This is a genomic window from Kitasatospora sp. NPDC036934, from assembly GCF_055608425.1.
In genome coordinates this window covers 44,481-69,621 of record NZ_JBVJQR010000028.1, presented here as the reverse complement: position 1 = coordinate 69,621, position 25,141 = coordinate 44,481, and the positions used below count along the sequence as shown (strand labels likewise).

Here is a 25,141-nt window from a genome sequence, read left to right as displayed (position 1 = left end):
GGTGAGCCTCACCTCGAACGCGGGTATCCCGCCGTCCCTCTCAGGCGACTCAGCAGTGCCCTGGGGTTCTCCCAAGCTGATCAAAGCGCACCACCCTCCGGTGCCCACGGGGACGATCAGGCCCGGATGTTCCGGCCCTCATCACCAGGCTGCCGAGGGAGAGTGCGAACTTCCTACCCAAGGTGATTACCCAATGTGGGTAAACTCACAGGTAATCAACTTCCTTGCAGCGTCTATTGATCGACAGCGGGGGCTGTGGTGACCGATGCTCGCGTTCCGGACCGGCTCCCGGCCGGGCTGCTCTCCAATCCGGAGATGGTCGCGGCCTGCCGAAGACGAGACTTCGCCGCGGTGTTCCGGCTGCTCAGGCTGGCCGGGATCTACCCGTCGCTCATCGCCCGCGCCTGCGACATGACACCGAGCCGCGTCGGCGAGATCGCGTCCGGAAAGCGCAGAATCGAGAAGATCGAGCTCATCGAACGGATCGCGGACGGGCTGCACCTCCCCGGGCACATGCTCGGGCTGGCCACCCGGGAGTGGGAGCAGGAGACGCCCCTCCCGTCGCCAGGACGCCAAGCGCCAGCACCGTCCGCCGACGGGCAACGCCTCAACTCGCCGATCGACCCCGAGTTCTTCGTCAGTCACCTTCGCGGCGCCATGCCCGGCCACTACCGGGCCGCGAACCTGCTCGGCTCCCGCCACGCACTCGACGCGGTGACCCGGCACATCCAGTTCCTGGACCGCATCCAGCAGAACACCGGCGGCCGCGACCGGGACGAGCTCCTCGTCATCGGTGCCCGTACGGCCGAGTTCTTGGGCTGGCTGAACCAGGACCTCGGGGACTTCGACCAGGCCCTGTACTGGTCGGACCGCGCCATGGAGTGGGCGCAGGAGGCGGGTGACGAGGTCATGGCCGCCTACGTGCTCTTCCGCAAAAGCAACCAGGCCACCGCCCGACGCGACGCCCAGAAGGCCATCAGCCTCGCCCGCGCCGCACAACGAGCGGCCGGCGCCACCCTCCGCATCCGCGCACTGGCCGCCCAGCAGGAAGCCCAGGGCCACACCCTCATGGGTAACCAGCGCTTTGCCCAGGCGAAGTTCGACGAGGCACACGAACTCGCCGCCGAGCCGGACGACTCGCACGCAGACGACGCGCTCGACCTGGCGTACTGCACACCGACGTACATCGAGATGCAGCGCGCGAACTGCCTGATCGAACTCGGAGATCCCCGGACGGCCGTGGGGATGTTCGAGGCCGAGCTCCAGGCCCTGCCGCCGATCTACCGAAACGACCAGGGCGTTTACCTCTCCCGGCTCGCGCGCGCCTACGCGGTGTCCGGCGAGCCGGAGCAGGCGGCCACCGCGGCCGACCGAGCGCTGTCGATCGCCCTCGACACCGAGTCCGCCCGCGCCGTGTCCGAACTGTCCGCAGCGGGCAAAGCACTCCACCGGTGGCAAGCTGTGCCCGCAGTAGCCACGTTCACCAGCCGCTTGGCCCTGATGTACAGCGGCAAGGAACCCCTCGACCGCTGATGACCGCATGAGAGAGGCTGGGGCACATGGACGCACTGATCACGGCAGCCACTTCCGCAGACGAACGCCGACGCGGCGCAAAGATCGCCGTGCTGCCCGTCGGCAGCTTCGAGCAGCACGGCGACCACCTGCCCCTCACCACCGACACCGTCGTCGCCAGTCTGATCGCGCAGCGGGTCGCCACCGACCACGACCTCTTCCTCCTCCCGCCGATCACGGTGTCCTGCTCGCACGAGCACGCCCACATGGCCGGCACGGTCAGCATCAGCGCTACCACGCTCTACGCGGTGATCAACGACATCTGGAAGTCTCTCAAGGCCTCCGGCGTCCCCGGCCTGCTCATCGTGAACGGCCACGGCGGCAACTACGTGCTCGGCAACGTCGTCCAGGAGGCCAACACCGCCGGCCCACAGGTCGCCCTCTTCCCAGTCCGCGAGGACTGGCACCGGGCCCGCGAGGACGCCGGCCTGGAGAGCAGCGGCGCCGAGGACATGCACGGTGGAGAACTGGAGGTCTCACTCCTTCTCCACGGCGCCCCGCACCTCGTACGGGACGGGATCGACGGCGACGACCACTCCGCCCCCGAGCGGCCCCATCTGCTGACTCTGGGCATGGCCGGATACACGACGACCGGCATCATCGGCTCGCCTTCACTAGGCACCGCAACGAAGGGGAAGGCAATACTCGACAGTCTTTCCAAGTCGGCTGTCGGGCACCTGGCCGTCCTCGGCGGGCGTTGAGCCCGAAGGAGCGCCCATCTCCGGCTCGACAACCCGGATCGACCCCTGAGAATCCACCCCTAAGGGGGTGGACACGCTCGTCAGCGGGCATGCCAGGGTCGTCGTTCCACACCACGGGTCATGAGAAGGTATCGAGCATGAGTGCAGTGAAGTTCATCCTCAATGTCATCTGGCTGGTTTTCTGCGGCATTTGGATGGCTCTCGCCTACGTGCTCGCCGGAATCATCTGCTGCGTACTCGTAATCACCATCCCATTTGGCATTGCCTCGTTTCGGATTGCGGGCTTCATACTGTGGCCGTTCGGTCGGACCACCGTCGAGCGGCCGGACGCCGGGGCCGCGTCCTGCGTCGGGAACGTGATCTGGCTCGTCTTCGCCGGCTGGTGGCTGGCGATCGGGCACCTCATCACCAGCATCCCGCTGTTCCTGTCGATCATCGGGATCCCGTTCGGCTGGGCCAACCTCAAGATGATCCCGATCTCGCTGATGCCACTCGGCCGCGAGATCGTCTCCACCGACCGCGAGTGGGGCGCACGGTACTGAACCGCCACCAACGCGGATGGCCGGCGAGGGCTAGGTTCCTCGTCGGCCATCCGCTTTTGTGCTGGGCAGGCCTGTGGGAGTGTCAGCCGGAAGCGGAACGGCGAAGGTGCGCCATGCTGAGCGTCCGAACGCGATCCCGTTTGGCATCGCCTCATTCAGGATCGCCGGCTTCATACTGTGGCCGTTCGGGCGGACCACCGTCGAGCGGCCGGACGCCGGGGCCGCCTCCTGCGTCGGGAACGTGATCTGGCTCGTCTTCGCCGGGTGGTGGCCGGCCATCGCGCACCTGGTCACCGGCATCCCGCTGTTCCTGTCGATCATCGGGATCCCGTTCGGCTGGGCCAACCTCAAGATGATCCCGGTCCCCCTCATGCCACTCGGCCGCGAGATCGTCTCCACCGACAAGCAATGGGGCGCGCGGTACTGACCCCAGCAACACTGATGGCCGACGAGGATGCAGTTCCTCGTCGTTCTGCAGGGCTTCGTCTCCACCGTCCTCCAGCTTGAACCGCCGGCGCATGGCTGCCAGGGCGGGCACGTCATCGGGTTCGGCTCGACGGACAGCAATGTCTCCCATCGCCACACACCCACCCGGGCGGGGGTCCGGCCCGCCGGCACGAAGGCCGACCGCGCGGGCTGCGGGACGGTGTCGCGGCGGCGGGGCGCGGCACCGGAGGTGAGGCCGCGCAGGCGGGAGCGGCGTTCCGCGCCGCTATTCGGCGGCCTGCGCCAGGTAAGCGTGGTAGGCCTCGGAGACCTTCTCCAGGTAGCGCTTCGCCGCCGCACGTTCGCTCTCGTCCAGGCCGCGGGACGCCTCGTGCAGCAGTTCCAGCAGTGGGGCGAGTTCGCCCATCACGTGGGTGAGGCCGCTGTCGGTGACGTCCAGGACCTGGCGGCGGCCGTCGCTCGGGTGGGGGCCGCGGGTCATGTGGCCCTCGGAGACGAGTCGGTTGACGGACTGGGTGCCGGCGGCGCTGGTGACACCGAGGCGCCGCGACAGCTCGACCGGGCCGATCGGCTCGCCCGAACCCTGGGCCATGATCACGTGCTCGACGGCCTCGACGTTGGTGAGCGGCATCCCGAGGCGCTCGGCCAGGACCGCGCGAGCGAGCTGGGTCAGCGTGAGCACGTCGCGCAGGGCCCGGGACAGGTCGTCGCCGACCGGCGCGCCATGCGGGCGGACGGCTTCGCGTTGACCGGAATCCGAATCCGGCCGGGCTCCGAATGACTGGTGTTGCGCCATGAGGAGAAGTCTGCCACGGTGGATATCGCTAAGTAACTTAACGACTTCGAGGGTGCGTTGCCGTGTCCCCTTCCCCAACCCGTCACGCCGGGCCGCCGTCCTCCGGCCACGCGTCCTCCACCGACGGCTCCCTCCGGAGACCGCGGGCCACCGCCTGGGCCGTCCTACTCCTGACCGTGGTCGGGCTCGCAGCAGCGTTCGCGCTGGGGCCCCGTGACGCCACCACCACGAAGGCGACCGGGACCGGCTTGCCCGCCTCGTCCCAGTCCGCCCAGGTCGCCGAGATCCTCAAGGGCTTCCCGTCCGGCGCCGCCGCCCCGGCGATCGTGGTCTACAGCAACACCGACGGCACCCCCCTCACGGCCGCCCAGCGCTCCGCGATCGCCCAACGCGCAACGCCACTCGGTGCCCTGGGCCTCGCACCGGCCGCCGCGACACCCCAACTCGTCGACGACAGGGCCGCCACCGTCGCCGTGCTCCTGCCCACCGGCGCCGACGACAAGCAGAACACCGCCGCCGTCGACCGGATCCGCAGCGTCGCCGGACAGGACCTGCCGACGCCCCTGCACGCCGAGGTCACCGGAGGGCCCGCTTTCCGGGCCGACATCGGCAAGGTCTTCGCCGGCGCGGACACCAACCTGCTGATCGCCACCGCCTCGGTGGTCGCCGTACTCCTGCTGATCACCTACCGCAGCCCCGTCCTGTGGCTCCTCCCGCTGCTGGTCGTCGGCGCCGGGGACCGCACGGCCGCAATCCTCGTCGGCGCCCTCGCCCCGCACGCCGGAGTCCAGGTCGACGCGTCCGCCGCCGGAATCCTGTCCGTCCTGGTGTTCGGCGCCGGCACCGACTACGCCCTGCTGCTCGTCTCCCGCTACCGCGACGAACTCCACCTCACCGAGGACCGGTTCACCGCCATGGCCCGCGCCTGGCGCGGCACGGCCCCGGCCGTCCTGGCCAGCGGGACCACCGTCGTCCTGAGCCTGCTGACCCTCCTCGCCGCCGAACTCACCGGCAACCGCGGCCTCGGCTTCGCCGGCGCCGTCGGCATCCTCACCGCGATGCTGTTCGGCCTGGTCGTCCTGCCCGCCGCCCTCGTCCTACCCGGCCGGTGGCTGTTCTGGCCGCTCGTGCCCAAGGTCGGCGAGCCCGTCACCGCCGACCGCCGAGGCCTGTGGTCCCGCATCGGCCGAGCGGTCGCCAAGCGCCCCGCCCGGATTGCCCTCGCCGGGGCCGGCGTCCTGCTCCTCCTCGCGTCCGGCGCGCTGGGCGTCACCACCGGTCTCGCCCAGGCCGACTCCTTCCGCAAGACCCCCGAATCCGTCCTCGGACAGCGCACCCTCGCCGCCGTCCAGCCCGCCGGCGCCGTCGACCCCCTGACCCTCCTCTCCAGCAACGCCACCCGCGACCAGGTCGTCGAAGCAGCCCGCCAGGTCCCCGGCGTCTCCTCCGTCACCCCGGGAGCGCACACCGACGGGTGGGGCCGCGCCGACGTCGTCCTCGACGCCGCCCCCGGCACCGCCGCCTCCGACCGCACGATCGACCTGCTCCGCGAACGCGTCGCCGGGGTCCCCGGCTCCAACGCCCTCGTCGGCGGCACCACCGCCGAGGCCTACGACACCGCCCGGGCCGACACCCGCGACACCCGCATCGTCGTCCCCCTCGTCCTCGCGATCGTCCTGATCGTGCTCATCGCCCTGCTCCGCGCGCTGGTCGCCCCGCTGCTGCTGGTCGCCACCGTGATCGCCTCCTACTTCGCCGCCCTCGGCGCGAGCTGGACGATCTTCCGCACCGTCTACGACTTCCCGGCCCTGGACACCAACGTCCCCCTGCTGTCCTTCCTGTTCCTGGTCGCCCTCGGCGTCGACTACAACATCTTCCTCATCGCCCGCACCCGCGAGGACACCGTGACCGGCCACGACACCCGACGCGCCGTCCTGCGAGCCCTCGCCTCCACCGGCGGAGTCATCACCAGCGCCGGCATCCTGCTCGCCGCCGTGTTCGCCGTCCTGGGCGTCCTGCCCCTGATCACCCTCACCCAGATCGGCGTCATCGTCGGCATCGGCGTCCTCCTCGACACCCTGCTGGTGCGCACCGTCCTCGTTCCCGCGCTCGTCCTGCTGACCGGCCGCCACTTCTGGTGGCCCGGCCGCCCCGAAACCTCCGGACCGAGGGGCCGGCACGACTCCACGTGACCCCGCCCGGGGCGCGCCGACCGGCGCGCCCCGGGGAACCGGCCGACACTCCCACTGCCCCCGGCACCGCCGCGACCGCAGGAGGTGTTCATGACCACCACCGGCAAGGCCCCCGACAATCCGGCGGGCCCCGCTCCGTCCCCCAGGCGTCGCCGCTGGTGGGGCCTGGTCGCGATCAGCCTCGGCGTGTCGCTGATCATCGTGGACTCCGCGATCGTCAACGTCGCCGTCCCAAGCATCATCGACGACCTGCGAGGACGACGGCAGTCTCCGGGCCGTCTGCCTCAGCAGCTCGGCCTGCATGGTGGCCAGGTGATCCGTTGCCGGCCAGCCCGGTAACCCGTACATCCGCCGGGCCCAGGGCGGGAGTGGACCGATCGCGCAGCCCACCGAGGCCGCCCGGGCAGGACGGAGCGGAGTCGCGAGAAGGGCCCGGCGTAGGTGCTGCTCGATGTCGTTTCAGCAGGTGTCGCTCTCGGTCGGTCAACGGCGCGTTCACGGTGCTGCCGCCTCTCTTCCGCCGGTCCTCGTCCAGCCTCCACCGGTCACGGCGCGTCGCCTGTCGCAGCGTTTGGCGCATCGGCCGTTGCGGGGCGCAGTGTTCGGAAGCGGGAGGGCATGTACCGCAGCAGCGAGGACGCCGCCCAGTCGGGGCCCAGCGGACGCACACGGGCGCTGAGCTCGGCGGTGCCGCGGGCCTGTCCGTCGAGCAGGTCCGCGACGGCGGTGCCGGCGGATTCCGGTGTGAGCGTGTTGGGGTCGAGGCAGCGGCCGAGGGCGGCGCGTTCGGCGTCGTGCGCGATGGCGAACTGGTCGCTGGAGAAGGGAAGTACCAGAGCGGGCACGCCGGCGTGCAGGCACTCCGTGAAGGAGTTGTTGCCGCCGTGGTGGACCATGGCGGCGGCGTACGGGAGCAGTTCCTGCTGCGGAATGGCGGGTGCGACCTCCAGCCGCTCGGCTGGCGCCTCCCGCAGCAGCGGGTGGGCCGTGAGCTCGGCGAGGTGGTCGCCGGCGGCCAGGATCACCGAGGCCGGTGTGTGCCGGAGGATCCCGGCGGTCGCGGTGGCCAGGACGTCGTGGCGGGCGGACAGGAACGTGCCCAGGGCGACGAGCGTCAGTGGGCGACCCGCTGCCGTCAGGCGTGTGACCGCGTTGCGCCAGTGCCCGTCCAGCGGGGCGGTGCCGGTGTGCGGCAGCAGGTGACCCGCGTAGATGGCCTTGGGCCCGGGCGGAGCGGGCGGCAGCCAGGGCAGAAGCGGGTAGTTGAAGACGACGGCGTGCGGTGAGCAGAGCGCGAAGGCACGGCCGGGTTCCGGGCGGTCGGGGGCGTGGCGGCGGGCGATCGCCTTGAAGGTCGCGGTGAAGGCCACGTCGTTGGCCGCTACCGCGGCGCGCAGCCGGCTGAGGTCGGCGGTGTCCGGGCGCAGGGTGTCGGGCCAGGCGTACGGCAGGCCGAAGTGGGCGTCGGGAGTGGCGGGCAGATAGCTGGGGTGGCCGGGGCAGAACGTGGCGTAGGGCAGGCCGAGGCAGTGCAGGGCGAGGGTGGCGCTGTAGGCGAGCTGGTCGACGAGGTACCAGTCGGGGCGCACCGCGGTGTCGAGGGCGCCGAGCTCGTTCAGGACGCGCTCAGGGTCGGGGAGCATGTCGTCGCCGCGGTGGCGGGCCTGGGTGAGGAGGGTCTCGGTCGGTCCGTGGTGGGTGGCGGCGAGGAACTCGCGCAGGCGGCTCGCCTCGGCCCGGCCCTGGCGGGTCGTTTCGGCGATGCCGTGGTTGGCGTTGCGGGTGGCGGCGAGTTCGGCGAAGCCGAGGCCACTGCGGGCGGCGAGTTCGGCGAACGCGCCGGTGCAAGCGAAGTCGACGCGGGTGCCGTGCCGGGCCAGCGCGGCGCCGAGGGCGGCGAGCGGGCGGGCGTGGGAGTGGAAGGGCGGGCTGATCACGACGACGCGGGCCATGGTGTCCTCCGTCGGGGGCCGTGGGTTCGCGTGCGGCTTCGATGATGCCAGGGATCACGAGACAGCCGCGGATCCGGCCGGCCGCGCGATCGCGTCCCGGCCGCTCGCGTGCGGGCATGCGTGGTGGGAGGGTCCTGGATCCAATCCGCTCGGCCATCGGTCTCCGAACAGGAGGCCGAGACCACCCGACGGCTTGGGAGGACGGCCGATGACACAGCGCAGCACACCGACCACGACCTCGCGACCGGCGGGCGCCGATGCGGGCGCCGCCACGGGTCTTGCGGCGTGGCGCAGGTACTACTGGACCCAGGACACCGGGGCCGTGACCGGTGGCAACCTGCTCGGTCGGCTCGCGCGGGCCGAGTACGGGGATCGGTGCGTCCACCCTGATGCGGTCCTGTCGGGCTCCGATCGGCGAGCGGCACGGCTTCGCCAGTTGGCGCGGCGCGAACGGGCCGTCCCGACACGGTTGCTGGCGGCCGCCGGGGCTGCACCGGACCAGGCGGAGTGGGAACGGACGGCACTCGCCGAGGCGTGGGAGCGCAGTGCCGGCCTTGATGAGGGGCTGACGGCGACCGCGGAAATCCGTCGGCGCCTGCTGGCCGCCCCCGGCCCGGCGGAGACGGCGTTCCTGCTGGACATCGCCGACGCGAACGTTCTGCGGCCGCTCTCGGCCCGAGAGGTGGTCAAGCTGGCACCCGCCACGCGGGCGCACCTGCACGCACGGTGGCGCTACCTGTCGGGAGTACCGGGCGGTCACCTGGTGCTGCCGGGTCCGGAAGCGGCGAAGGACCCCTACGAACAGCTCCTGCTCGCGGCCTGTTGCGAGCGGGCACGCCCGGGATCCGCGGCCGGGCAACGGTTCAGGACGGCGTTCGCGGCCCTGACTCAGCGCTTCCGGGGATCCCTGGTGGTCGCGCAGTCGATGCTGCTGGGCCGCCTCGACGAGCCGGGCGCCGGACTCAGCGGCGGCATGAGCGTGCTGCTGGCCGGACTCGGCGAGGCCCTCACAGCCGACGCGCGCGTCGCGCGGGTCCTGACCCTCACCGCCACCCATCCGACCGATTCACAACACCGACCCCTGGTGAGCGAGTTGAGTCCGGCGCACTGGCTCGTGCGGCTCCCTGTGGACACGCCGGGAACGCTTGAGCCGGAGACCGCCGCCGCCCATCGGAGCGCACTGGCCTGGTGGACCTCCCGCGTCTTCGAGCTCCCGGGAGCCCGACCCGACCTCACCCACGTCAGGTTCGCCGACGACGCGTCCCTCGCCGTCGCCCAGGCCACGCTCCGCCACCGCGCCAAGCTCGCGTTCACCGTCACCCCCGACCCTCACCGCACCATGGACGAACGGCATGCCGGCACCGAGCCGGTCCACAACGGCGACGCGGGCCGCGCGCTGCGTGTGGACCTGCACCGGGTCTTTGTCGCCGACCTGCTCGTGGCCCGCGCCGACCTGCTCGTGGCCATGCCCGGCCGACCGGGGATCGAGGAACTCCACGCGCACTTCCCGCAGTTGCGGGGCCGCGCAATCCACATCCAGCCCGAAGGCATCTCCCCCTTCCGCCCGGCCCCCCACGACGGCGCGACCGCGCGCGCGATGCTCTCCCGGCTGTACGCCGGCGGTGCGACCACCGACGGACTGGACGCCTCGGACCGTGAACTGCCGCTGCTCCTGTGCGTGGGACGGCTCCACCCGGTCAAACAGCAGGAGGGGTTCGTGCGGGCCTGGATGCACGCCCGCCTTCATCACCGCTCGACCCTGCTCCTCGTCGGCGGGTCGCTCAGGGAGCCGACCGCCGTCGAATCGACGGTGCGAGGGCGGGTCACCGAGCTGCTGCGGTCGGACCCGGTCGCGATGCGGCGGGCGGCCCTGTGGCCCGCTCTGCCCAACCGGCATGTCCGCCTCCTGGAGAATGCGTTGGCACAGACAGGACCGGGAGCCGCGCTCTACGTGTGCCCCAGTGCCAAGGAGGAGTTCGGGCTCGCCGTGCTCGAGGCCATGGAGGCCGGCCTTCCGGTCGCCGCCCCCCGGCGCGGCGGCGCCTCCCACTACCTGCGCGACGGCGTCAACGGACGCCTCCTGGCCACTGAATCCGTGGAGGCGCTCGCCGAGGGCCTGTGCTCGCTCGTCAGCACTCCTGCATCCGAGCTCGCCGCGATGGCGGCAGCCGGATCGGCGACGGTGCGCGGGCGGTTCGGCATCGACGCCATGGCCGCATCCCTGGCGGACGCCTACCTCGCCTCGTGCCGCACGGGTCCCCCGCGCCGGGCTCGGACCGGCGGAGGCCGGGAAGGAGGCAGCTGAGATGCCGAAGAACGAAGCAGCGGAGATCGTGGTGGTCGGCGCGGGCCTGGCCGGACTGGCCTGCGCGCTGGACCTGACCGCGGCCGGACGCGACGTCCTGGTCCTGGAGGCCGCCGGGAAGGTGGGCGGACGGATGCGCACCGACGTGGTCCAGGGCTTCCGGCTCGACCGCGGCTTCCAGGTGTTCAACACCGCCTACCCGCAGGTCAGGCGACGTCTGGACTTCGGAGCGCTGGGGCTACGCCCGTTCACCCCGGGATTCCTGCTGGCCGGCACGCGGGGCCTGCGCCGGGTGGTCGATCCGACCCGGCGCCCGGGTCAGGCCGGCGACCTGCTGCCCGGCAGGCTGCTGCCGCTGCGTGACCTGGCCGCACTGGGACTGCTGGGCGCCGCTGACGCGGTGCTGCCCGCCACCGTGCTCAAGCGCCTGCCGGAGACCGACACCGCCGGCGCGCTGCGCCGGGCCGGGGTGTCGCGAAACGCCGTCCACGAGGTGCTCGGCCCGTTCCTGGCCGGGGTGTTCCTCGAGGAGGAGCTGGAGACCTCCAGCCGGCTGTTCCACCTGGTGTGGCACAGCATGCTGCGCGGCAGTCTGTGCCTGCCCCGGGACGGCATCGGGGCGGTGCCGCGCCAGTTGGCGGCCCGGCTGCCGCAGGACCGGCTGGTGCGCAACGCCCGGGTGGAACGAGTGACGGCGCAGCACGTGGTGCTCGCGGACGGTGCGGCGCTTCGGGCCCGTGCGGTCGTGGTGGCGACCGGGATGGCGCAGGCCGCCCGGCTGCTGCCGGGCCTGCGGGTACCGACGGCCCGAAGGGTCACGACCTTCTACCACGCGGCGCCGACCAGCCCCCTGCGCGAGCCGACCCTCGTCGTGGACGGGGGCCGGCAGGTGCTGAACACGGTGGTGCTGTCGGAGGTCGTCCCCGGCTGTTCACCGGACGGGCGGGCACTGGTGTCGACCTCGGTCCTGGGAACGGACGCGGACGAGCGGGCGGCCCGGGTCCGGGCCGGAGCACTGTACGGGGCGGACACCTCCGCCTGGGAGCAGCTGGCGGAGTACCGGATCGCCGAGGCGCTACCGGCCGGTCCAGCGCCGCTCCTGCTCAGCCGCAGCACCCGGTTCGCGCCGGGGCGCTACGTGTGCGGGGACCACCGGGCCACCGGCTCGGTTCAGGGGGCGCTCGCCTCGGGCGCCCGGGCGGCCCGGGAGGTGCTGGCCGATCTGGCCGGGCCGGAAACCCGGTCGGCGTGAACGGACAGCGGGCCTGGCGGGTCGCGGTCGATCCGGGCCTGGTCGTTCAGCGGACCTGCGGCCATCTGGACGACCTCCGGGAGGCTCCCGCCGACCCGGGCACGGGCTGCGAGGAGTGCCTGCGGACCGGCCGGGCCTGGGTGCACCTGCGGGCTTGTCTGAGCTGCGGGCACGTCGGCTGCTGCGACAGCTCGTCCGGGCAGCACGCCCACCACCACGCCCGTACCGCCGGCGGGCACCACATCGCCCGGTCCCTCGAGCCCGGTGAGGACTGGGCCTGGTGCTACACCGACGAGGTCTTCCTGCGCCCCGCCTGAGCCGGCGCCGCGGCGCCGGCTCAGCGGTCCAGCCGGATGGGCGCACGGGCCCCGGCGCGGGTCGGGGTGCCTCCGGTCTCGCGGGTCGCGTCGTTCACGGCCGACGGCGGCCGAGGCGGTGAGCAGGCCCGGTGGGTCCGGTCGGGCGCTCGACGGGTCCCTGGACTCCGGTGCCCAGAACCAGGTGGCGGTGAGGGCGACCAGCGCCACCGGTACGACCGGGCCCGGCTGGTTCCGCACCGCTTTCCGCGGCACCGCCGCCGAACCGGGCCCGCAGCCCGGCGAACAGCCTGGTACGGAGGGCTCCCGCGGCGCCGACCCCTACGCCGTCCTGTCCGCCCTACTCGACGAACTGGTCCGGCTTGGCGACTTCCCCGCCTGCGTCCGGGTCCGGGCCGTCCGCCGCGGGATCGCGGAAGTGCGGCCCCAGCTGGTCGCCGAACACCCAGTGCGGGCGCGGGCCGCTCACGCCGGACGCCCGGGGAGGCCGGGTCGCGCCACCCCGCCGGAAACCCGTTCAGGACCGTTGCGAGTGGTCGACCGGGGGTGCCGGTGGCGCCAGTAGGGGTTGTCGAGCGGCAGCTTTCCGCTCACCCGCCCGTACATGCCGAAGGTGGCGATCACCAGTCCCGTCACGAAGCTGAACAGCACGTTCTGGATCCGGAAGGCCAGGATGTTGGCCGACGAGTCCAGCACCGCCAGGTTCACGAAACCGCTGAGGACGAACAGCGTGCCCACGGTGATGTTGATCGTGGAAGCGGCGTTTCCGCCGATCACCGCTCCGCCGACCAGGACGACGGCCGTGACCACCGACACGAGGCTGAGCAGGCCGTTGCTGGACAATCCGGCAATCTTCTCCCCCGAGGTACTGAAGAAGGGCAGGCCGTCCGCGAATCCGAGGAAGCCGAACACGAACAGGGCCGCGCCGCAGAGTCCGGCCCCGACACGGTAGACCTGGGAAAGCCGGTGGTCGACCGGCAGTTCGTCGTGCAGTTTCATGGTCCGCTCCATCGCTCGACGATCCGTAGGGCCACGCACCGCGCGGCCTCGTCTGCAGAATCGGCCGGAGCAGCCGACGGGAAGAGTCGCAGCGTTGCCGCATCGATTGTGGTCTCGGGTTCACAAATCGCTGCACAAACGGTTCGACTTGGCCGAGCACGCACGATCGCCGGACTCTGGCCGTGTGAAACCGCCCACGCAAGCTCGCCCCGATGTGCTGTGCAGCGGCCGGCAAGGACCGCTGGCCACGGAGCCGCGTCGTCTTCTTGAGCTTTCGGCGCGCGGTGACGAGCGTGCGTTCGAGGCGCTGTACCGCATGGTCGCCGCACCTGTCTACGGGGTAGCCCTTCGGATTCTGAGCAGTCCGGCTCATGCCGAGGAGGTCACTCAGGAGGTCCTGCTGGAGGTCTGGCGCACGGCGGCGGCCTACCGGCCTGAGCGGGGTTCGGTGACGACGTGGGTGCTGACAATCGCGCACCATCGTGCGGTGGACCGTGTGCGCTCCACCAGGGCCGCTACCCTGCGTGACCAGGCTGTCGTGGCCAGGGAGTCCGTGTGGCGGGATTCGCCGGAGGAGGAGGCTGTTCGCTCGCTGAGCCGGCTGTGCGTCAGGTCTGTTCTGGCGGATCTCAGTTCGGCGCAACGCGAGGCGGTGGTCCTGTCCTATTACGGCGGGTACTCGCACCGGGAGATCGCGCAGCGGATCGGAGTGCCGTTGGGTACCGTCAAGACGCGGATCCGCGACGGCCTCGCCCGGCTGAGGGCCGCCTTCGATCCTGACGGTGACCGTGGTCAGCCGAGGGACGTTCCTCCTGGCCGCTGGCCCACGTACGGCAGCGTGGCGCGGGTGGAGCGATGACGGCGACAGGTGCCGCGGTGGAGTCGGCGTGGAGCTACCCGCATCCGCTTCCCGGGTACCGGGAGCTGCGCGGCATGCTCGCGTTCTACCCGGGCAGGGCGGACCTCTGCACGGTCGACGGCGAGCCTGTGCGAGCGCAGGAGGGCGGCTTCTGATGATCGCCGTCTCGATGGTGTGCTGCGCGGGGTTCGCGGCGGGAAGGATCGCAGGACGGTGAGCACATCGACCCGCTCCGGGACCGGATCGCTCGGCGGGGCACGACCCGGTGAGCGGGCCTCGGGACGCGAACCGGTGGAGAACGTGGGGCTTTCGACCGGCAGTGTGGCCCGACGACTGGGCGTGTCCCCCACCACGATCCGATCCTGGGAGCGCCGGTACGGCATCGGCCCCGCCAACCGGGAAGCCGGACACCATCGCCGCTGGACTCCTGGAGACATCGCCGTCCTGGAGGCGATGTGCCGCCTGACGGCACGCGGAGTACCGCCGGGGGAGGCCGCGCACGCCGCCCTGGCCGGGCGAGACGTCACCCGGGACAGCCCGCAGACTGCCCGACCCGGGCCGCAGACGAGCTCCCGGGGGAACGCACGCTCCGGCTACGGCCCAGGCGGTGGCCGGGCCCTGCAGGTCGGAACGGTGCGCCCTGAATGCCGGGGTCTGGCGCGGGCCGCGGTACGGCTGGACGCGGCGGAGGTCGCCAGGATTCTGCGGGAAGCGGTCGACTCGCTCGGAGTGATCGACGCGTGGACCGAGGTGATGATGCCTGCGCTGCGTGCTGCCGGCCGCAAGTGGGCAGCGGACGGCGAGCAGTACGTCGAGGTCGAGCACCTGCTGTCCTGGCACGTCTCCAGCGCTCTGAGGGGCGTGGCTGTCGGTGCGTTCACCGCTCGTCAGGTGAGCCCGGTCCTCCTGACCGCCACGCCCTTGGACCTGCACGCCCTTCCGCTGGAGGCCACGGCTGCGGCGCTGGCGGAGCGCTCGGTGCCTTTCCGGATGCTGGGGGCGGCCGTCCCGGCCAGGGCCCTCATGGACGCCGTCCACCGGATCGGCCCGGGGGCTGTGATGATCTGGTCCCAGGACCAGCGCACCGCGGACCGCGAGCTGGTGCGCCGGATCGGCGACAGCACGTGGGGTCCGCGCGGCTCCCGGAGGAGGGCTGTGGTGGTGGCTGCCGGTCCCGGGTGGGCCCGGTTCCAGCTTCCGGCGGGCGCCGCCCGCCCTGCCACTCTTGCCGGCGCCGTCGACCTCCTCGAACGGGCCGTCATGGCCTGACACCGCCATCGCGGCCCGGACCGACGCGTCGTCGGCCGCGAGGGCTGCCGTGCGCCCCACGACCGCCATGGGAACGCCTTCATGGACGCTGGTGCGCTGGCCGGGTTCGCCGTACGGCCCGGGGCACAGTGACGTCGCGGACCGCAGACATCGCCATGGCTCCCGGTGTACGCCATCTGCTGATCCTCCGCTTCTCCCAGGAAGCGGATCCGGGCCAATCCGAGCAGGACTCGGTTCCGAATACCTGGTGCAACAACAGTGCGGGCCGCTTCGGGTCCTGTCGGGAGGGGCTCTCGTGACCACGTTCCACACCATTTCCACAGTACGGGCCACAGCCGATGCGGGCGGCGCGCCGCGTCCGCGCACGGTCGCTGTGGTGGGAGCAGGCGTTGCCGGGCTCACGGCGGCCTACGAACTCTCCCGCGCCGGGGTCGAGGTCGACCTGTTCGAAGCCGACGGGCGGCTCGGCGGCCACGCCCACACCCAGGACACTACTGCTGGGGACGGGCAGGCACTGGCGCTGGACACGGGGTTCCTGGTTCACAACGAGCGGACCTACCCGCACCTGGTACGGCTCTTCTCGGAGCTCGGCATCCGAACCCGGGACAGCGAGATGAGCATGTCCGTGCGTTGCGACGGCTGCGGCCTGGAGTACGCGGGCGCAAGAGGACCGGTCGGCCTGCTCGCCGCGCCCGACGTCCTTGTCCGCGGACGGTACCTACGCATGCTCGCCGAGGTCCCGCGCTTCCACCGGCTCGCGCGCCGTCTGCTCGCCGACCCGGGGGCGGGTGACCCGAGCCTGCGCGACTTCCTCGCCGCGGAGGGCTTCTCGCCGTACTTCGTGAACCACTTCATGACCCCGGTGGTCTCCGCCGTGTGGTCCTGCGCCCCCGACCTGGCGGGTGACTACCCGGCCCGCTACCTGTTCGCGTTCCTCGACAACCACGGCATGCTCTCGGTGACCGGATCGCCGACCTGGCGGACCGTCGTCGGCGGCTCTCGTACCTACGTCGACAAGATCGCCGAGCGGCTCACCGCCGTCCACCGGTCCACTCCGGTCCGCGCGGTCGACCGGCACCCTGCCGGCGTCACCGTGGTCTCCGAGGACGGACGCCGCACCGAGGCCGACGCCGTCGTGATCGCCACTCACGCCGACCAGGCTCTGCGCCTGCTCGCCGACCCGACCGACGCCGAGCGCGAGGTCCTCGGCGCCTTCACCTACTCGCGCAACCCCACTGTGCTGCACCGTGACCCGACGGTCCTGCCCTCCGCCCGGGGAGCGCGCGGGTCGTGGAACTACCGGATGCCGCACTGCACCGCCCCCTCCGACCGGGTGCGGGTCAACTACCACCTCAACCGGCTGCTGCGCCTGGACACCGCCGAGGACTACGTGGTCACCCTCAACGAGGACCGGCAGCAGCCGGTCCCCGACCACCTGGTGGTCTCCCGCACCGTGTACGACCACCCCGTGTACACCGCGCGGTCGGTCGCTGCCCAGCGCCGGCTGCCCGAACTCACCACCACCCGGACCGTGTTCGCCGGCGCGTACCACGGCTGGGGCTTCCACGAGGACGGCTGCCGCTCCGGCGTCGAGGCGGCCCGCGCCCTGCTGGGGGTGAGCGCGCCGTGACCGCCCTGCCCGGACCGTGGGGCGCGCTCCTCTACGACACCGTCACCACGCACGTGCGCACGACACCCGGGCTTCGGTCGTTCCGCCACCGCGGGTACCTGTGGCTGGTGGACCTGGACCGCCTCCCCGCGGTACCACGGATTCTTCGGCCGCTGGCCCGGTTCCTGCCCCGCGATCACTCCCTGGACACGAGCGGCGATCCGCTGACACTGCGCCAGGACCTGGAACGCTATCTCACCGGCCACGGAGTGCGTCTCGGAGACGGCCGGGTGCTGATGCTGACCCAGGCCCGCTCGCTCGGGCACGTGTTCAACCCACTGACCGTCTACTGGTGCCGCGACGGGGCGGGCCGTCCGCTGTGCACGGTCGCCGAGGTCCACAACACCTACGGCGGCCGGCACCGCTACCTGCTGCCGCCCGATCCCGAAGGCCGCGCCGAGAGCGCCAAGGAGTTCTACGTCTCACCGTTCTTCCCCGTCGACGGCCGCTACACGATGGTGCTGCCCGAGCCCGGGAAGCGGCTGCGACTAACCGTCCACTTGCACCGCAAGGGCGGTCGCGCCTTCACGGCCACCGTCCACGGCACCGCCCGGCAGGCCGGGCCCGCCGTCCTGCTGCGGGCGGCGCTCCGGCACCCTTTCGCCACCTGGGCCGTCAGCCTGCACATCCGCTACCAGGGCATCCGCCTGTGGTTCAGCGGACTGCCCGTCCACCCCCGCCCGGTCCACAGCCCGTCCCGAGCCGCCGACAAGCCCGCTCCTACCGAAGAGGTGCCCGCCCCATGACGACCACGGTCCCCCCGGCAGCGACGCCGACACCCATCGTCGACCCGGCCCGCTGGCCGGACGTCGCCCGGGTACCGGGCGTACCGCTGCGCGCGGCCGCCGCCGAACGCCTGTTGCGCAGGGTCGCCTCGCGTCGCGGCCTGCGCGTCGAACTTCCCGACGGCCGCGATCTGCTGCCCGCGCCGTCCGGGGCGCCGGTGCTTCGCCTGCACCGCCCGCAGGCCTTCTTCCACCGGGTCGGCGAGAGCGGCCTGATCGGATTCGGCGAGGCCTACCAGGCCGGTGACTGGAACAGCCCCGACCTCGTCGCGCTGCTGACCGAGCTCGCGACCGCCCCCGAGACCCTCGTACCGACCGGCGCCCAGTGGCTTCGCCGCCTCTACGTCCAGCGGCCTCCCGACGAGGAACTGTCCACCGCGGCCAACGCGAGGCGCAACATCCACCGGCACTACGACCTGTCGAACGACCTGTTCGCACTCTTCCTCGACCCGACGATGACCTACTCCTCGGCGCTCTTCCCGACCGGCCCCGGCCGGGCGCCGCTCGCGACCTGGGACGGTCTGCCCGCCGCCCAGCACCGCAAGATCGACCGGCTGCTCGACCTGGCCGCCGTCGGCCCCGGCACGCGCCTCCTGGAGATCGGCACCGGCTGGGGCGAACTCGCCCTGCGAGCCGCCGCACGCGGCGCCCACGTCGTCAGCCTCACCCTCTCCGAGGAGCAGCTCGTCCTCGCCCGGCGCCGCATCGCCGACGCCGGGCAGTCGGACCGGGCCGAGGTCCGGCTCTGCGACTACCGCGCCGCCGAAGGCCTGTACGACGCCGTGGTCAGCGTCGAGATGATCGAAGCAGTCGGACGGCCCTTCTGGCCCGACTACTTCCGCACGCTCGACCGGGTCCTGGCGCCCGGCGGACGCGCCGCCCTCCAGGCGATCACCATGCCGCACGATCGGATGATCGCCAGCAGTCGCACCTACACCTGGATCCTCAAGTACATCTTCCCCGGCGGCCTCATTCCCTCCGTACGGGCCATGGAGGAGACTGCCGCACGCCACACCCGCCTGCGGCTCAATCGCGCCGACGCCTTCGGGCCGCACTACGCCGAGACCCTGCGCCTGTGGCGCGAACGCTTCACCGAACGTTCTCCTCAGATCGCTTCCCTCGGCTTCGACGACGTCTTCCAGCGCATGTGGGAGCTGTACCTCGCCTACTCCGAGGCCGGATTCCGCACCGGCTACCTCGACGTCCACCAGATCCTTCTCACCCGCGACGAGGTGACGCCATGAAAGCGGCGGCCCTGATCGACACGGCCCTCGGCCAGCTGCTGCCCGGCCCCCTGCCGTTCCGTCTCAAAGCCTGGGACGGCTCCGCCACCGGCCCCGAGGACGCCCCCGTCGTAGTGCTGCGCCATCCCAGGGCGGTGCGCCGGCTGCTGTGGCAGCCCGGTGAGCTCGGTCTGGCCGAGGCCTACGCGTTCGGTGAACTCGACGTCGAGGGCGACCTCAAGTCCGGGCTGACGCAGGTCCGCAGGGCCATGGCTGGGCGGCGCCCCGTCGTACCCGCGCCGAGGGCCTGGCCCGCCCTGCTGGCCACGGCGGCCCGGCTCGGCGCACTCGGCGTGCCGCCGGCACGACCGGCCGGACGCGCGGTGGTCGGCGGAGCGCTGCACAGCCGCGACCGCGACCGCGCCGTGATCAGCCACCACTACGACCTGTCCAACGACTTCTACGCTCTCCTCCTGGGCCCGGCCATGGCGTACTCGTGTGCTTACTACACCCGCGACCAGCAGGATCTCCAGTCCGCGCAGGACGCCAAGTTCGACCTGATCTGCCGCAAGCTCGCCCTCGAACCCGGGTCCCGCCTCCTCGACGTCGGCTGCGGCTGGGGCGCGCTCGCACGGCACGCCGCTCGTCGGTTCGGGGCCCGCGTCACCGCCGTCACCCTCTCCGAACGCCAGCACCGCTGGGCGAGCGACAGCATCGCCCGGGCCGGGGTGGCGGACCTGGTCGACGTCCAGCTGCGCGACTACCGGGACATCGAGCCCGCCGCCTACGACGCGATCAGCTGCGTCGAGATGGGCGAGCACGTCGGCAAGGACCAGTACCCGGCCTTCGCCGACCGGCTGCACGCCCTCCTGCGCCCGGGTGGGCGCCTGCTCGTCCAGCAGATGTCACGCGGCTCCACCGCACCGGGCGGCGGCGCGTTCATCGAGACCTACATCGCCCCCGACATGCACATGTGCCCTGTCGGGCAGACCACCGGCCTCATCGAGGACGCCGGCCTGGAAGTCGTGCACGTGGAAGCGATGCGCGAGCACTACGCCCGCACCATCGACGCCTGGCACGACACCCTGCGCGACCACCGGGCGGAGTTCCTCCGCCTGGTCGGGCGTCCCACCGTGCGGCTGTGGGAGCTCTACACGGCCGGCAGCTCGTTGGCGTTCGCCGAGGGGCGGATGGGCGTGGACCAGATCCTCGCCCGCCGTCCTGGCGGTCAGTCGTCCACCGTTCGGCCAGCCGACTGGTACGAGGACCTGCCGTGAACGCCACGGCCTTCGCCCTCAACCTCGCCGTCACTGCCGCGGTCTCCCTCGCCGTCCTTCTCGCCGCGTTCGCGGCGGGAGTGCTCGCCGGACGCCACCGCGGCGTCGACATCGCCTGGGGGCTCGCGTTCACCGCCGTGGCACTGAGCGGCTACATCATGTCCGACGGCCACGGCGACTCCGGGCGCCGACTGCTGGCCTCCGTGCTCGTCACCGTCTGGGGCCTTCGCCTGTCCGGGCACATCTGGTGGCGCTCCCGCGGTGCGCCCGAAGACCCCCGCTACGCCCGGATGCTCTCCCGCTCCCCCGAAGGCCCCGCCCGCACCCGGTACGCCCTGAGAATGGTCTACCTTCTCCAAGCCGCCCTCGTCTGGTTCGTCTCCCTGCCCGTCCAGGCCGCCCAGTACATGCCGTTCCCGCCCGGTGCGCTCGCCTGGGCGGGCACCGCGCTGTGGACGGTAGGACTGTTCTTCGAATCGGTCGGCGACTGGCAGCTCGCCCGCTTCAAGGCCGACACCTCCAACCGGGGCCGGATCATGGATCGCGGCCTGTGGCGCTACACCCGCCACCCCAACTATTTCGGCGACGCCTGCGTCTGGTGGGGCCTGTTCCTGCTCGCCGCCGACGCCCCCGTCGGCTGGGCCTTCGTCCTCAGCCCGCTGCTGATGACCTACCTGCTCGCCTTCGGCAGCGGCAAGCCGATGCTCGAACGCCGGCTCGGCGCGCAACGGTCAGGCTGGGCCGAATACGCCGCCCGAACCAGCGGCTTCATCCCCCTGCCACCACGCCGGCACCCGAACGTCCCGGCCGCACCACCTTCGAGGCCCCGGCCGTGATCGTCCCGATCGCCCTGTTCACCCAGAACCTGCGCCTGCACGACAACCCCGTGCCCGCACGCCGCCCGCACCGCCGCCGATCAGGTGGTGCCGGTGTCCGGTGACCGGAACACCGGGACCGGGATCACAGCTGTCCTTCGGAGCCCGCAGCCTCCTGGAGCTGCTGTCGGACGTTGCGAAGCTCGGCGGTCGCCCGCTTCAGGTAGTCGCGCAGCTTCTCTTCAGCCGCCATGGTCGTGCTCCTTCTACGGAATCGCCACAGCCGGACGGCGGCCTCGGACCGCCGTCCGGACCTCGTTCACGCCTGTCTGGTCGCCTGCGTCGCTTCCGGCGTGGCGGAGCCCGGAAGGAGCATGAGGCGACTGGCGGTCCGGTTGATGTCGATGGGCAGGGCGGCGCCCCGCAGGCAGTCGGCCAGGGGTCCGTCGGCGACGAGGTAGAACTTCGCGTCCCGGTCGCACAGGACGTCGACCAGGTTGGCGAAGCGCTGCGCCGAGTCCCTGCTGCCGGACGTCAGCTCCGGCAGCCCGGAGAGCACCCAGGTGCCGAACCGGTCGGCCAGGCCCAGGTAGTCGATGGTCGAGGTGCGTTCGTCGCACAGCTCGTGGAAGTCGAACCAGACGAGGTCGTCGCGCACGGCACGGGCCACCAGGTCCCGGCCGCCGATGTCGATCCGCTGCCGCTCGCCGTCGGTCGGCGGTTCGAGTCCGGCCTCGCGCAGCTGCTGCTCGGTGCCGGGCCAGATGTAGGCCCCGCGCTGGAACTGCGAACGGGCCTCTCCGGCGGTGCTCTCCGCGCGGTAGTCCTGCGGGCCCGCGACCTCCAGGACGTCCAGGTTGTCTTCGAGCAGTTTGATGGTCGGCTCGAACATGTGGTGGTAGACCGGGTTCGGCAGCAGGCCGTCGGGCGGGTAGTTCGAGGTGGTCACCAGGGTGACCTTCTGGTCGAACAGCGAGGCCAGGACGCGGCGCATCATCATGGCGTCGCCCGGGTCGTGCACGTGGAACTCGTCGAAGAACAGCAGCCGGCAGTCGCTCAGCAGCTCGGCGACGGCCAGGTCGCACGCGTTCCGCTCCTTGCGGTGCCGGGCGTAGACGGCGTGGAACTCGCGGAAGAACTCGTGGAAGTGCACCCGGCGCTTGTTCCGCACCGGCAACGCCTCGTAGAAGACTCCGGTCAGCCAGCTCTTGCCGCGCCCGACCGGCCCCCATACGTAGATGCCGCGCGGCTGCTTTCCGCCGAAGAAACGGCGGCGGCCGGACAACTCGGCGGCCAGTGCGGAAAGCCGCTCGGCCGCGGCGATCTGCGAGGCGTCGAGAACGAAACCAGCTTCCTCGGCTGCGCGCTCGAACTTCTCGATCAACTGACGCCCCCCCGGTTCCAGTCTGAGACAACGCCGACACCGGTGACGGTCACTCATCGGCGAGCGGTCGTGATCCTGCCAGAGTTCACGGCCCGCGACAATGCCCTAACGGGGAGTGATGATCATCACTCACGTCGGAAACCTCGCAGGTGGGACACTGTGCGCCATGAAAGAGCCCGATGGGCGACAGGTGGGTGTCGACGAGATCACTTCACTCGCACTGGTCGGTTACGGCCATTTCACGACCATGCGCGTCGAGGGCGGCTCAATACGCGGACCCGCACTGCAATTTCGCGCGGCTGGCCCGGGACTGCCGGGCCGTTTTCGGCACCGAACTGGACTTGGAGCACGTCCGTCAAGAACTGCTCCACGCACTCGATCTGACGGATAATGCGAACGCGGTCGTCGCCCGGATCACCGTTTTCGATCCGGATCCGATTCTCACTCACCCGGCCGGGCCGGCCGCCCCGCGGGTCCTCGTCACCACGCGCCCCGCCCCGGAACTTCCGCAGGGACCGCTGCGCGTCCGGCCCGTCAGGCACCTGCGCCAGGTGGCCGGGGTGAAGCACACCGGGCTCTTCGACAGCCTTCACCTGCGCCGCGCGGCCCAACTCGACGGCTTCGACGACGCGTTGTTCCACGGTGACGAGCTGGGGATCTCCGAGGGAGCCACCTGGAACGTGGGCTTCGTCGGAGGCAGCCGTCACAGGCCGAGGATCCGGACCGCCATCTCGCGCATCTCGACCTTGCGGATCTTGCCGGTGACGGTCATCGGGAACTCCTCGACCACGTGCACGTAGCGCGGGACCTTGAAGTGGGCCAGCCGCCCGGCGCAGTAGGCGGCCACGGCCTCGGCGGTGAGCGGCTCGGCGCCTTCGCGCATCCGGATCCAGGCCATCAGCTCCTCGCCGTACTTGGTGTCCGGGACGCCGATCACCTGCACGTCGAGGACGTCCGGATGGGTGTACAGGAACTCCTCGATCTCGCGCGGGTAGAGGTTCTCCCCGCCGCGGATCACCATGTCCTTGATCCGACCGGTGATCGCGAGGTAGCCGTCCTCGTCCATCACGGCGAGGTCTCCGGTGTGCATCCAGCGGGCCGCGTCGACGGCCTCGGCGGTGCGCTCGGGCTCCTCCCAGTAGCCGAGCATCACGGAGTAGCCGCGGGTGCACAGCTCGCCGGGTTCGCCGCGCGGGACGGTACGGCCGGTGGCCGGGTCGACGACCTTGACCTCCAGATGGGGGCCGACCCGGCCGACGGTGGCGACCCGGCGCTCCACCGGGTCGTCGGTGCGGGTCTGGGTGGAGACCGGCGAGGTCTCGGTCATGCCGTAGCAGATGGACACCTCGGCCATGCCCATCCGCTCGATGACCTCCTTCATCACCTCGGTCGGGCAGGGCGAGCCGGCCATGATGCCGGTGCGCAGGGCGGTGAGGTCGTAGCGGGCGAAGTCCGGGTCGGCGAGTTCGGCGATGAACATCGTCGGCACGCCGTACAGCGAGGTGCAGCGCTCGGCGGCGACCGCGGCCAGGGTGGCACCGGGCTCGAAGGAGGGCGCCGGGATGACCACGCAGGCGCCGTGCGAGGTGGCCGCGAGGTTGCCCATGACCATGCCGAAGCAGTGGTAGAAGGGCACCGGGACACAGATCCGGTCCTGCTCGGTGTAGTCCAGCAGCTCGCCCACGAAGTACCCGTTGTTGAGGATGTTGTGGTGCGAGAGAGTGGCGCCCTTGGGGAAGCCGGTGGTGCCCGAGGTGTACTGGATGTTGATCGGGTCGTCCGGGTCCAACTCGCCCTGGCGGGCGGCCAGCAGGGCGGGGTCGGCGGACCGGCCGGCCGCCAGGGCGTCCTCCCAGGCGGGGCTGCCGAGCAGCAGGACCCGCTCCAACTGAGGGCAGCGCGGCCGGACTTCCCCGATCATCCCGGCGTAGTCGGAGGTCTTGAAGCGCTCGGCGGCGACCAGCAGCCGGATCCCGGCCTGGTTCAGCACGTACTCCAGCTCGTGCGCCCGGTAGGCCGGGTTGACGGTGACCAGGATGGCGCCGAGCTTGGCGGTGGCGTACTGGGTGAGCGTCCACTCGGCGCAGTTGGGGGCCCAGATGCCGACCCGGTCGCCCTTGGCGATCCCCAGCCCCAGCAGGCCGAGGGCCAGCGCGTCGACGTCGGCGGCGAGTTGGGCGTACGTCCAGCGGCGGGCGGTGGGACGGTCGACCAGGGCGTCGCGGTCGGGGAAGGCGCGCACCGCGCGGTCCAGGTTCTCCCCGATGGTGTCGCCCAGCAGCGGGACGTCCGCGGTTCCGGAGGCGTAGCTGCGCTGGGCGGGCGGTGTCGGCACGGGCTGGCTCCTGGGTGCGGCGGTGCGGGACAGGGGTCCATGGTCGCGGCCCCGGGCCCGCGCCGCCACCCCCGAACGGGGGTACGGACACGGCGCCGGGGCCGCCCGTCGGGTTCGACGGACGGCCCCGGCGCGCGGGTCAGGCGTTGATGCAGGTGTTGCCGAAGGCCGGGTTCGCGATGCCGATCAGGTCGATCGAGTTCCCGCAGATGTTGATCGGGATGTGGATCGGGACCTGGATCACGTTGCCGGAGAGCACACCGGGCGAACCGATGGCGGCACCGTTGGCGGTCGCGTCGGCCGCCGCGGTACCTGCACCGGCGAGCACGGCCACCGCGGCGAGCGCGGTGGCGGCGAGGGTGGTGCGAATACGCATTGCGTCACTCCTTGAGAGGGAGGCGGAACTCCGTGTGACGATCACACTCGCACCGATGGAACGCGACGGCAGGC

Annotated in this window: 26 protein-coding genes and 1 pseudogene; 19 read left to right on the top strand and 8 right to left on the bottom strand. The window is 71.7% G+C overall.

From position 1 onward, the window contains the following. Positions 1–351: 351 nt before the first annotated feature. The 4 genes from ACZ7BZ_RS31535 (at position 352) to ACZ7BZ_RS31520 (ending at position 3,242) form a co-directional block, all read left to right on the top strand. On the top strand, positions 352–1,533 hold the full coding sequence (locus ACZ7BZ_RS31535; RefSeq protein ID WP_470361299.1) for a tetratricopeptide repeat protein: 1,182 nt from the start codon (positions 352–354) through the stop codon (positions 1,531–1,533). 26 nt (positions 1,534–1,559) lie between these two features. Beyond that, a complete protein-coding gene (locus ACZ7BZ_RS31530) occupies positions 1,560–2,273 on the top strand; it encodes a creatininase family protein (protein WP_470361298.1) in 714 nt (237 codons plus the stop codon). 137 nt (positions 2,274–2,410) lie between these two features. Continuing rightward, positions 2,411–2,815, top strand: a complete 405-nt coding sequence (locus ACZ7BZ_RS31525; protein ID WP_470361297.1) for a YccF domain-containing protein — start codon at positions 2,411–2,413, stop codon at positions 2,813–2,815. A gap of 79 nt (positions 2,816–2,894) precedes the next feature. Beyond that, entirely contained in the window at positions 2,895–3,242 is a 348-nt protein-coding gene (locus ACZ7BZ_RS31520) for a YccF domain-containing protein (protein ID WP_470361296.1), read from the top strand. Between the two features lie 285 nt (positions 3,243–3,527). Here ACZ7BZ_RS31520 and ACZ7BZ_RS31515 read toward each other — a convergent pair whose 3' ends face one another. Then, the gene (locus tag ACZ7BZ_RS31515) at positions 3,528–4,058 is read right to left on the bottom strand and encodes a MarR family winged helix-turn-helix transcriptional regulator (protein WP_470361295.1); all 531 of its coding nucleotides are present in this window, start codon (positions 4,056–4,058) and stop codon (positions 3,528–3,530) included. A 62-nt stretch (positions 4,059–4,120) separates the two neighbouring features. Here ACZ7BZ_RS31515 and ACZ7BZ_RS31510 point away from each other — a divergent pair, with 62 nt between their 5' ends. Both ACZ7BZ_RS31510 and ACZ7BZ_RS31505 read left to right on the top strand, forming a co-directional pair. Further along, positions 4,121–6,250 (top strand): MMPL family transporter, encoded by a 2,130-nt coding sequence (locus ACZ7BZ_RS31510; protein ID WP_470361294.1) that lies wholly within the window; start codon positions 4,121–4,123, stop codon positions 6,248–6,250. Positions 6,251–6,340: 90 nt separating this feature from the next. Then, complete coding sequence (locus tag ACZ7BZ_RS31505) at positions 6,341–6,589, top strand: hypothetical protein (RefSeq protein WP_470361293.1); 249 nt, start codon at positions 6,341–6,343, stop codon at positions 6,587–6,589. A gap of 206 nt (positions 6,590–6,795) precedes the next feature. On the opposite strand, the gene ACZ7BZ_RS31500 is transcribed toward ACZ7BZ_RS31505, so the two are convergent. Next, complete coding sequence (locus ACZ7BZ_RS31500) at positions 6,796–8,202, bottom strand: nucleotide disphospho-sugar-binding domain-containing protein (protein ID WP_470361292.1); 1,407 nt, start codon at positions 8,200–8,202, stop codon at positions 6,796–6,798. A 208-nt stretch (positions 8,203–8,410) separates the two neighbouring features. Here ACZ7BZ_RS31500 and ACZ7BZ_RS31495 point away from each other — a divergent pair, with 208 nt between their 5' ends. Genes ACZ7BZ_RS31495 through ACZ7BZ_RS31485 form a run of 3 tightly spaced genes read left to right on the top strand, consistent with a single transcriptional unit; the run spans position 8,411 to position 12,076 of the window. Continuing rightward, a complete protein-coding gene (locus ACZ7BZ_RS31495) occupies positions 8,411–10,507 on the top strand; it encodes a glycosyltransferase (protein WP_470361291.1) in 2,097 nt (698 codons plus the stop codon). 1 nt (position 10,508) lies between these two features. Further along, entirely contained in the window at positions 10,509–11,759 is a 1,251-nt protein-coding gene (locus ACZ7BZ_RS31490; RefSeq protein ID WP_470361290.1) for an NAD(P)/FAD-dependent oxidoreductase, read from the top strand. Continuing rightward, entirely contained in the window at positions 11,756–12,076 is a 321-nt protein-coding gene (locus ACZ7BZ_RS31485; protein ID WP_470361289.1) for a UBP-type zinc finger domain-containing protein, read from the top strand. Before ACZ7BZ_RS31490 ends, ACZ7BZ_RS31485 begins: the two co-directional genes overlap by 4 nt. Positions 12,077–12,416: 340 nt before the next feature. On the opposite strand, the gene ACZ7BZ_RS31480 is transcribed toward ACZ7BZ_RS31485, so the two are convergent. Together ACZ7BZ_RS31480 and ACZ7BZ_RS31475 are read right to left on the bottom strand one after the other, a co-directional pair. Further along, a complete protein-coding gene (locus tag ACZ7BZ_RS31480) occupies positions 12,417–12,545 on the bottom strand; it encodes a hypothetical protein (protein WP_470361320.1) in 129 nt (42 codons plus the stop codon). Next, positions 12,542–13,075: a DUF4383 domain-containing protein gene (locus ACZ7BZ_RS31475; protein WP_470361288.1), complete on the bottom strand. Its 534-nt coding sequence runs from the start codon at positions 13,073–13,075 to the stop codon at positions 12,542–12,544. The genes ACZ7BZ_RS31480 and ACZ7BZ_RS31475 overlap by 4 nt, the downstream gene beginning before the upstream one ends. 241 nt (positions 13,076–13,316) lie before the next feature. Between ACZ7BZ_RS31475 and ACZ7BZ_RS31470 the strand changes: the two genes are divergently transcribed. The 9 genes and pseudogenes from ACZ7BZ_RS31470 to ACZ7BZ_RS31430 all read left to right on the top strand — a co-directional run bounded on the left by ACZ7BZ_RS31470 (position 13,317) and on the right by ACZ7BZ_RS31430 (position 20,993). After that, positions 13,317–13,934 (top strand): sigma-70 family RNA polymerase sigma factor, encoded by a 618-nt coding sequence (locus tag ACZ7BZ_RS31470; RefSeq protein ID WP_470361317.1) that lies wholly within the window; start codon positions 13,317–13,319, stop codon positions 13,932–13,934. After that, on the top strand, positions 13,931–14,089 hold the full coding sequence (locus tag ACZ7BZ_RS31465; RefSeq protein ID WP_470361287.1) for a DUF427 domain-containing protein: 159 nt from the start codon (positions 13,931–13,933) through the stop codon (positions 14,087–14,089). The genes ACZ7BZ_RS31470 and ACZ7BZ_RS31465 overlap by 4 nt, the downstream gene beginning before the upstream one ends. A 19-nt stretch (positions 14,090–14,108) precedes the next feature. After that, a pseudogene (locus ACZ7BZ_RS31460) lies at positions 14,109–14,375 on the top strand (MerR family DNA-binding transcriptional regulator); the annotation flags it as partial. A gap of 192 nt (positions 14,376–14,567) precedes the next feature. Further along, a complete protein-coding gene (locus tag ACZ7BZ_RS31455; protein ID WP_470361316.1) occupies positions 14,568–15,203 on the top strand; it encodes a B12-binding domain-containing protein in 636 nt (211 codons plus the stop codon). Positions 15,204–15,576: 373 nt separating this feature from the next. Continuing rightward, positions 15,577–16,833 (top strand): NAD(P)/FAD-dependent oxidoreductase, encoded by a 1,257-nt coding sequence (locus tag ACZ7BZ_RS31450; protein ID WP_470361286.1) that lies wholly within the window; start codon positions 15,577–15,579, stop codon positions 16,831–16,833. A 5-nt stretch (positions 16,834–16,838) separates the two neighbouring features. Further along, positions 16,839–17,618 (top strand): DUF1365 domain-containing protein, encoded by a 780-nt coding sequence (locus tag ACZ7BZ_RS31445; RefSeq protein WP_470361315.1) that lies wholly within the window; start codon positions 16,839–16,841, stop codon positions 17,616–17,618. After that, positions 17,615–18,901, top strand: coding sequence for a class I SAM-dependent methyltransferase (locus tag ACZ7BZ_RS31440; protein WP_470361285.1), 1,287 nt, complete (start codon positions 17,615–17,617; stop codon positions 18,899–18,901). The genes ACZ7BZ_RS31445 and ACZ7BZ_RS31440 overlap by 4 nt, the downstream gene beginning before the upstream one ends. Continuing rightward, a complete protein-coding gene (locus ACZ7BZ_RS31435; protein ID WP_470361284.1) occupies positions 18,898–20,157 on the top strand; it encodes a class I SAM-dependent methyltransferase in 1,260 nt (419 codons plus the stop codon). The genes ACZ7BZ_RS31440 and ACZ7BZ_RS31435 overlap by 4 nt, the downstream gene beginning before the upstream one ends. Next, positions 20,154–20,993 carry a DUF1295 domain-containing protein gene (locus ACZ7BZ_RS31430; RefSeq protein ID WP_470361283.1) on the top strand — a complete coding sequence of 280 codons (840 nt, stop codon included), beginning with the start codon at positions 20,154–20,156 and terminating at the stop codon, positions 20,991–20,993. Before ACZ7BZ_RS31435 ends, ACZ7BZ_RS31430 begins: the two co-directional genes overlap by 4 nt. Positions 20,994–21,117: 124 nt before the next feature. Here ACZ7BZ_RS31430 and ACZ7BZ_RS31425 read toward each other — a convergent pair whose 3' ends face one another. Both ACZ7BZ_RS31425 and zapE read right to left on the bottom strand, forming a co-directional pair. After that, the gene (locus ACZ7BZ_RS31425; RefSeq protein WP_470361282.1) at positions 21,118–21,225 is read right to left on the bottom strand and encodes a polyketide synthase docking domain-containing protein; all 108 of its coding nucleotides are present in this window, start codon (positions 21,223–21,225) and stop codon (positions 21,118–21,120) included. 66 nt (positions 21,226–21,291) lie between these two features. Continuing rightward, positions 21,292–22,356 carry a cell division protein ZapE gene (gene zapE, locus ACZ7BZ_RS31420; RefSeq protein ID WP_470361281.1) on the bottom strand — a complete coding sequence of 355 codons (1,065 nt, stop codon included), beginning with the start codon at positions 22,354–22,356 and terminating at the stop codon, positions 21,292–21,294. A 179-nt stretch (positions 22,357–22,535) separates the two neighbouring features. Between zapE and ACZ7BZ_RS31415 the strand changes: the two genes are divergently transcribed. Beyond that, the gene (locus ACZ7BZ_RS31415; protein WP_470361280.1) at positions 22,536–23,156 is read left to right on the top strand and encodes an aminotransferase class IV; all 621 of its coding nucleotides are present in this window, start codon (positions 22,536–22,538) and stop codon (positions 23,154–23,156) included. Here ACZ7BZ_RS31415 and ACZ7BZ_RS31410 read toward each other — a convergent pair. After that, positions 23,060–24,691 (bottom strand): AMP-binding protein, encoded by a 1,632-nt coding sequence (locus ACZ7BZ_RS31410; protein WP_470361279.1) that lies wholly within the window; start codon positions 24,689–24,691, stop codon positions 23,060–23,062. The two genes, ACZ7BZ_RS31415 and ACZ7BZ_RS31410, sit on opposite strands and share 97 nt — an antisense overlap. Positions 24,692–24,830: 139 nt before the next feature. Beyond that, positions 24,831–25,067 carry a chaplin gene (locus tag ACZ7BZ_RS31405; RefSeq protein ID WP_380462829.1) on the bottom strand — a complete coding sequence of 79 codons (237 nt, stop codon included), beginning with the start codon at positions 25,065–25,067 and terminating at the stop codon, positions 24,831–24,833. Positions 25,068–25,141: the final 74 nt, after the last annotated feature.